This window comes from Polaromonas sp., from assembly GCF_039930745.1.
Lineage (GTDB): Bacteria > Pseudomonadota > Gammaproteobacteria > Burkholderiales > Burkholderiaceae_C > Polaromonas.
Genome location: NZ_JBDTTH010000046.1, coordinates 25,873 through 32,671 on the forward strand (window position 1 = coordinate 25,873; position 6,799 = coordinate 32,671).

The window sequence follows — 6,799 nt, forward strand, 5'->3', positions numbered from 1 at the left end:
GTCCTTCGCGCTTAAAATTCGCTGTGCCTTTCATCATGACTTCATCCGCCTCCCTTCCATGACCTGGAACCGTCGCAAGCGCCTTTTCACTGTGCTGTTCGTAGTGGTGAACGTGCTGTTCATGCAGCTCGCGATGGCCGCTTACGCCTGCCCGGGTGGTGGGACCACGGAGTCCAGGGCGGACCAGGCCGCCGCCCTGGCGGCCCACGCGGCCATGCCCTGCGCTGAGTCCATGGCATTGACGATGGACAACGAGCAGCCCGGTCTCTGCGCGGCCCACTGCAAGGCTGACCAGCAAACTGCCGACAAGTACCAGCTTCCCGCCCTTGCGTCGCTGGCCGCGGTGGCCAGCGACTATCCGGTGACCCGTCTGCTGGCCTTGACGCCGCCGGGTATGCCCCTGCAAGCGCCCGTGCCGGCGCGCACCACGGCGCTGTCGGTGGCTGTGCGTCACTGCTGCTTCCGCCTTTAAAGCCTCCTTCTTCCTGGTTTACGCCTGAGCACATGGTGTGCTCGGCCTGGTCATGTTGTCGGAGGTTTCATGCTTGCATTTTCTGTTATTCATTGGGCACGTCCGTTTCGGGAAGCGGCGCTATCATCCCTGCTGGTTCTTGCCGCACCGCTGCTGTGGGCCACCGGCGCTGCGCCCCCGCCACTGTCCCTGCGGGAAGCGCAGCAACTTGCCGTGCAGCACTCCCGGCAATTGCAGGCCCAGGACGCGCTGACCCGCTCCGCGCGCGACATGGCGGTGTCGGCTGGCCAGTTGCCCGATCCGGTGCTCAAGCTGGGCGTCGACAACCTGCCACTCAGCGGGCCGGCGCAGCTGAGCCTGACGCAGGATTTCATGACCATGCGCCGCATCGGTCTCATGCAGGAGCTGCCGCGCACGGAAAAGCGCCAGCTCAAGGCCGAACGCTTCGAGCGCGATGCCGAGCGTGCCCAGGCGCAGCGGCAACAAGCCCTGGCCGGCGTTCAGCGTGACACCGCCCTGGCATGGCTGGACCGTTATTACGCGCTGGCCTTGCGCACACTGCTGCTGCAACAACAGGAAGAAACGCGACTGCAGGGACACGGCGCCCTCATTGCCTTCCGTGAGGGCAAAGGTGCGCAGGCCGATGTGTTTGCTGCACGCACAGCCCTGCTCGAGATCGAGGACCGGCTCAGCCAGGTGGACAGCCAGGCCAGAAATGCCGACCTGATGCTGATGCGCTGGACCGGCACGCAGGCCAACCGTCCGCTATGGGGGACACCGGACTGGCAGAACACCGTTCTGGAAGGCAGGTTTTCCACAGAAGAACTCCGGCAGCATCCGCCGCTGGCGGTGCTGGCTTCGCAAGTGGATGCCGCAGAAACCGAACTCAGGCTGGCCCAGGCCAACACAAAGTCCGACTGGGCACTGGAAGCCACCTATCTGCAGCGCGGCCCGGCATACGCCAACATGGTTTCGATCGGCGTTTCGATTCCCCTGCAGTGGGATCAGAAAAATCGCCAGAACCGCGACATCGCGGCCAGGCTGGCACAGCTCGATGAAGCCCGTGCCAATCAGGAAGACGCCCTGCAATCCTACGAAGCCGAGGTGCGCACGCTACTCAACGACTGGCAGACCAGCAAGGAGCGGGCCAGGCGCTACAGCCAGCAGATGGTCCCTGCGGCCAGCCAGCGTTCGGCGGCAGCCCTGAGCAGTTACCGCGTCGGCAAAGGCGACCTGGCCAGCGTGCTGGCTGCACGCCAGGCTGAAATCGACACCCGCCTCCAGGCCCTGGCGCTGGAACGTGAAACCGCCCGCTTATGGGCACGGCTCAACTACCTGAGGCCCGACACCGCCATCGACAGCAGCACCGCCGTCACTACGCCCATAACCGAGAAAGCCGCGAAAGGCCAGCCATGAACACCAGAAAAATTCTCATCGCATCGCTGGCTATCGCATTGGCCGTGCTGGCCGGTGGTTATGGCCTGTACACGCTGGGCATGAAACGCGGCATAACGGCTGCCGCGCACACGGCCAGCCCAGTAGCCGCTACTCCGGTCCCCCTGTCCGCGGACCCGCAAAGCCTGGACGGCGAGCAAGCCACCCGGCGGCACATCAGCGCCGGCATCCAGGCTGGCGACATCGACCCGGCCAGCGGCCGCAAGGTCCTGTACTACAAGGACCCCATGGTGCCGGGAAACCGCTTTGACAAGCCCGCCAAGTCACCCTTCATGGACATGATGCTGGTGCCCGTTTTTGCCGACGGAGACAGCGATCAGGGCAAAGTCACCGTGAGCCCCCGTATCCAGCAAAACCTGGGGGTGCGCATTGCGGCGGTAACAGAAGGAACGCTCTCGCCCGAACTGTCTGCGGTCGGCAGCATAGCCTTCAACGAACGCGATCAGGTCACGGTGCAGGCCCGCGCCACCGCGTATGTTGAACGCCTGCATGTGCGCGCCACGCTGGACAAGGTGACCCGGGGCCAGCCGCTGGCGGAACTCCATGTTCCCGACTGGGTGGCCGCGCAGGAAGAGTTCCTGGCGGTGCGCCGCATGCAGGGCTCCCAACTGGCGGAGCTGGTTGATGGCGCGCGCCAGCGCATGCGACAGGCAGGCATGAGCGAGGCGCAAATTGCCGCTGTGGAAACCAGCGGCCGGCCCAGCGCGCGCATCACGCTGTTTGCGCCCATCGCTGGTGTGGTCACGGAGCTGGCAGTGCGCGAGGGCATGGCAGTAGTGCCGGGTGCGACGCTGTTCCGCATCAATGGCCTGTCCACCGTCTGGGCGAATGCCGAGGTTCCGGAGAGCCGCGCGGCCTTGCTGCGCCCCGGCGCAAAGGTAGAGGCCAGAAGCCCGGCCGTGCCGGGCGAAGTGTTCAAAGGCAAGGTCCAGGCACTCCTGCCGCAGGTCAGTGCGGATACCCGCACGCTGAAAGCCCGGCTGGAACTGGCCAACCCCGGCAACCGCCTGGTACCCGGCATGTTTGTGCAGATGCAGTTCATGGACACGCGTGCCGGCAAGGTATTGCTGGTTCCCACCGAGGCCGTGATCCAGACCGGCCAGCGCAGCGTGGTGATGCTGGCAGAAAAGGAAGGCCGATTCCGTCCGGTGGAAGTGGGAACAGGTATGGAAAGCGGCGGGCAAACCGAAATCACGCGCGGGCTGCAGGCCGGCCAGCAGGTGGTGGTGTCGTCGCAGTTTCTGATCGATTCTGAAGCCAGCCTCACAGGCGTGGAAGCCCGACTCAATGACCCGGCCATAGCCGCTGCCGCCAGCAACGCGCCTCGTCATCAGGGAGAAGGAAAAGTTGATGCACTTGCACCGGATGCCGTGACCCTGACGCACGGCCCGATTGCCTCCCTGAAATGGGGAGCCATGACGATGGAGTTCAAACCACCACCGGCGGGAGTTCCGCACAACGTGAAGCCGGGCGACCGCGTGACGTTCGAGTTCTATATGGATGCCGAAGGCATGGCGCAATTGACGGGCATCAGTCCGCTGGCTGCACCGGCAGCACGGAGCAAACCATGATTGCCGGCCTGATCCGCTGGTCCATCGTCAACCGCTTCCTGGTCCTGCTGGCCACGCTGATCATCAGCGCCTGGGGCGTGTACGCTGTGCTGAAGACGCCGCTGGACGCACTCCCCGACCTGTCCGATGTGCAGGTGATCATCCGCACCAGCTACCCCGGCCAGGCACCGCGCATTGTGGAAAACCAGGTCACCTACCCGCTGACCACCACCATGCTCTCGGTGCCGGGCGCCAAAACGGTGCGCGGCTACTCCTTCTTTGGCGACTCATTTGTCTATGTGCTGTTTGAGGACGGTACAGACCTCTACTGGGCGCGTTCGCGCGTCCTGGAGTACCTGAACCAGGTGCAGTCGCGCCTGCCTGCCGGCGCCAAGGCCTCGCTCGGCCCCGATGCAACCGGCGTCGGCTGGATCTACCAGTACGCGCTGGTCGACCGCAGCGGCACGCAGGACGCCTCACAGCTGCGCGCACTGCAGGACTGGTTCCTGAAATACGAACTCAAGACGGTGCCCAACGTGGCCGAGGTCGCTTCGGTAGGCGGCATGGTACGGCAATACCAGATCGTGCTGGATCCGGACAAGCTGGCGGCTTATCGTCTGCCACACACGCGGGTGCTGGAGGCCATGCAGAAGGCCAATCAGGAAAGCGGCGGCTCGGTGCTGGAACTGGGGGAAGCCGAATACATGGTGCGCGCTTCGGGCTATTTGCAGACGCTGGACGATTTCCGCAAGGTGCCGCTCATGACCACCGAGGCTGGCATCTCTGTCAGGCTGGGTGACGTCGCGCGCATCCAGCTGGGCCCCGAGATGCGGCGCGGCATTGGCGAGCTGGACGGCGAAGGCGAGGCGACCGGCGGCGTGATCGTGATGCGTTCCGGCAAGAATGCGCTGGAAACCATCGCAGCGGTAAAGGCCAAGCTGCGGCAGCTCCAGACGAGTCTGCCCCGGGGCGTTGAAATTGTTCCTGTCTACGACCGTTCAGGCCTGATCAACAGGGCCATTGACAACCTGGGCTTCAAGCTGCTGGAAGAGTTTGCCGTGGTGGCCGTGGTGTGCCTGATCTTCCTGTTCCACCTGCGCTCGGCGCTGGTGGCCATTGTCTCGTTGCCACTGGGCGTTCTCGCCGCCTTCATCGTCATGCACTACCAGGGCGTCAATGCCAACATCATGTCACTGGGCGGTATTGCAATTGCCATCGGGGCCATGGTCGATGCGGCGGTGGTAATGATAGAAAACGCGCACCGCCACCTGGAGCAATGGACGTACGACCATCCTGACGGCAGGCTAGCCGGCAACGCCCGATGGAAGGTGATTGGCGACTCTGCGGCGGAAGTGGGCCCTGCCCTGTTTTTCTCGCTGCTCATCATCACGCTGTCCTTCATCCCGGTGTTCACACTGGAAGCACAGGAGGGGCGGCTGTTCTCGCCGCTGGCATTTACCAAGACCTACGCGATGGCCGCCGCAGCCGGCCTGTCCGTGACCCTGATTCCGGTGCTGATGGGCTACCTGATCCGCGGCCACATCCCGGGCGAAAAGGCCAATCCGCTGAACCGCCTGCTGATCAGGCTGTATGAGCCCCTGCTCGACCTTGTGCTGCGCTGGCCCAAACTCACGTTAGGTGCAGCCGCGCTGCTGCTGGCCTTAAGCCTGTGGCCTCTGCAACACATAGGCGGCGAATTCATGCCACGGCTGGACGAGGGCGACCTGCTCTACATGCCGTCGGCGCTGCCGGGCCTGTCCGCGGGCAAGGCGGCCGAACTGCTGCAGCAGACCGACCGCCTGATCAAGACAGTGCCCGAGGTGCTCAGCGTTTATGGCAAGGCGGGGCGTGCAGAGACCGCCACCGACCCCGCGCCCATGGAAATGTTCGAAACCACCATCCAGTTCAAGCCGCGCGGCGAGTGGCGGCCGGGCATGACGCAGGACAAGCTGGTCGAGGAACTGGACCGCATTGTGAAGGTGCCGGGGCTGGCCAATATCTGGGTTCCCCCCATCCGCAACCGCATTGACATGCTGGCCACCGGCATCAAAAGCCCGGTAGGAGTGAAAGTCGCCGGCGCCGACCTGGCCACCATCGACCGGGCAACCGGCGAGATCGAGCGGATCCTGAAAGGCGTCCCCGGCGTGAGCAGTGCACTGGCCGAGCGGCTGACCGGTGGCCGCTATGTCGATGTCAACATCCGGCGCGACGATGCCGCCCGCTACGGCATGAACGTCGCCGACGTGCAATCGGTCATCTCGACGGCCGTGGGCGGCGAAAACCTGGGCGGAAGCGGTGGCGAGGTGGTGTTGGGTCTGCAGCGATTTCCAATCAACGTGCGCTACCCGCGCGAAATCCGCGACTCCCTGGAAAAGCTGCGCAGCCTGCCCATCGTCAATGAGCGCGGCGCGCGGCTGGTGCTCTCCGACGTGGCCGACATTCGCATCACCGACGGGCCACCCATGCTGCGCAGCGAAAACGCGCGGCTGTCGGGATGGGTTTATGTGGACATTCGCGGCCGCGACCTGCGCTCCGCGGTCAAGGACATGCAGGCGGCCGTGGCAGCGCAGGTTTCGCTGCCGCCGGGTTACTCGATTTCCTGGTCGGGCCAGTTCGAATTCCTGGAGCGGGCAACAGCGCGCCTGCAGGTGGTCGTTCCCTTCACGCTGTTGATCATCTTTGTGCTTCTGTACCTGACCTTCAGGCGCTTTGACGATGCCTTCCTGATCATGGCCACCCTGCCCTTTGCACTGATAGGCGGCATCTGGCTGCTTTATCTGCTGGACTACAACCTGTCCGTGGCCGGAGCGGTGGGTTTTATCGCCCTGGCGGGAGTCTCGGCGGAGTTCGGCGTCATCATGCTGCTCTACCTGAAGCAGGCCTGGGACAGGCGCACGGCAGAGGGGAAAACTTCCACCAGCGATCTGGTCGAAGCGATCCACGAGGGCGCTGTGCTCAGGGTGCGGCCCAAGGCCATGACCGTGGCGGTGATTCTGGGCGGCCTGTTTCCCATCATGTGGGGAGCAGGCACGGGCTCCGAGGTCATGCAGCGCATCGCCGCACCCATGGTAGGCGGCATGATCACCGCTCCACTGCTGTCCATGTTCGTGCTGCCGGCCGCGTATCTGCTGATCCGGCGCAGGCGCTGTACAGCCGAAAGCCGGCCAGCCGCCGGGTGAGGGCCTGCTTGACACGGCGCAACCCGGCAGGGTTTCGCTGGTGCCGGGCGCACACGCGAGAGCTGCAGCAGATTCCCTGGCACCCCCCCCCCCGATCATGGGAAGCCGGGAGAAACATGGACGCAGGCACGAAGCCATTACTT

General features: G+C 64.5%; 4 protein-coding genes. All 4 read left to right on the forward strand.

The genetic code is table 11. The features are described 5' to 3' along the window. Positions 1-58 precede the first annotated feature (58 nt). The 4 genes from ABI660_RS14420 (at position 59) to ABI660_RS14435 (ending at position 6,656) form a co-directional block, all read left to right on the forward strand. Positions 59-472: a hypothetical protein gene (locus ABI660_RS14420; protein ID WP_348069180.1), complete on the forward strand. Its 414-nt coding sequence runs from the start codon at positions 59-61 to the stop codon at positions 470-472. Positions 473-541: 69 nt separating this feature from the next. Further along, entirely contained in the window at positions 542-1,888 is a 1,347-nt protein-coding gene (locus tag ABI660_RS14425) for a TolC family protein (protein WP_348069182.1), read from the forward strand. Beyond that, the gene (locus tag ABI660_RS14430; protein WP_348069185.1) at positions 1,885-3,498 is read left to right on the forward strand and encodes an efflux RND transporter periplasmic adaptor subunit; all 1,614 of its coding nucleotides are present in this window, start codon (positions 1,885-1,887) and stop codon (positions 3,496-3,498) included. Before ABI660_RS14425 ends, ABI660_RS14430 begins: the two co-directional genes overlap by 4 nt. Continuing rightward, positions 3,495-6,656 carry an efflux RND transporter permease subunit gene (locus ABI660_RS14435; RefSeq protein ID WP_348069187.1) on the forward strand — a complete coding sequence of 1,054 codons (3,162 nt, stop codon included), beginning with the start codon at positions 3,495-3,497 and terminating at the stop codon, positions 6,654-6,656. Before ABI660_RS14430 ends, ABI660_RS14435 begins: the two co-directional genes overlap by 4 nt. Positions 6,657-6,799: the final 143 nt, after the last annotated feature.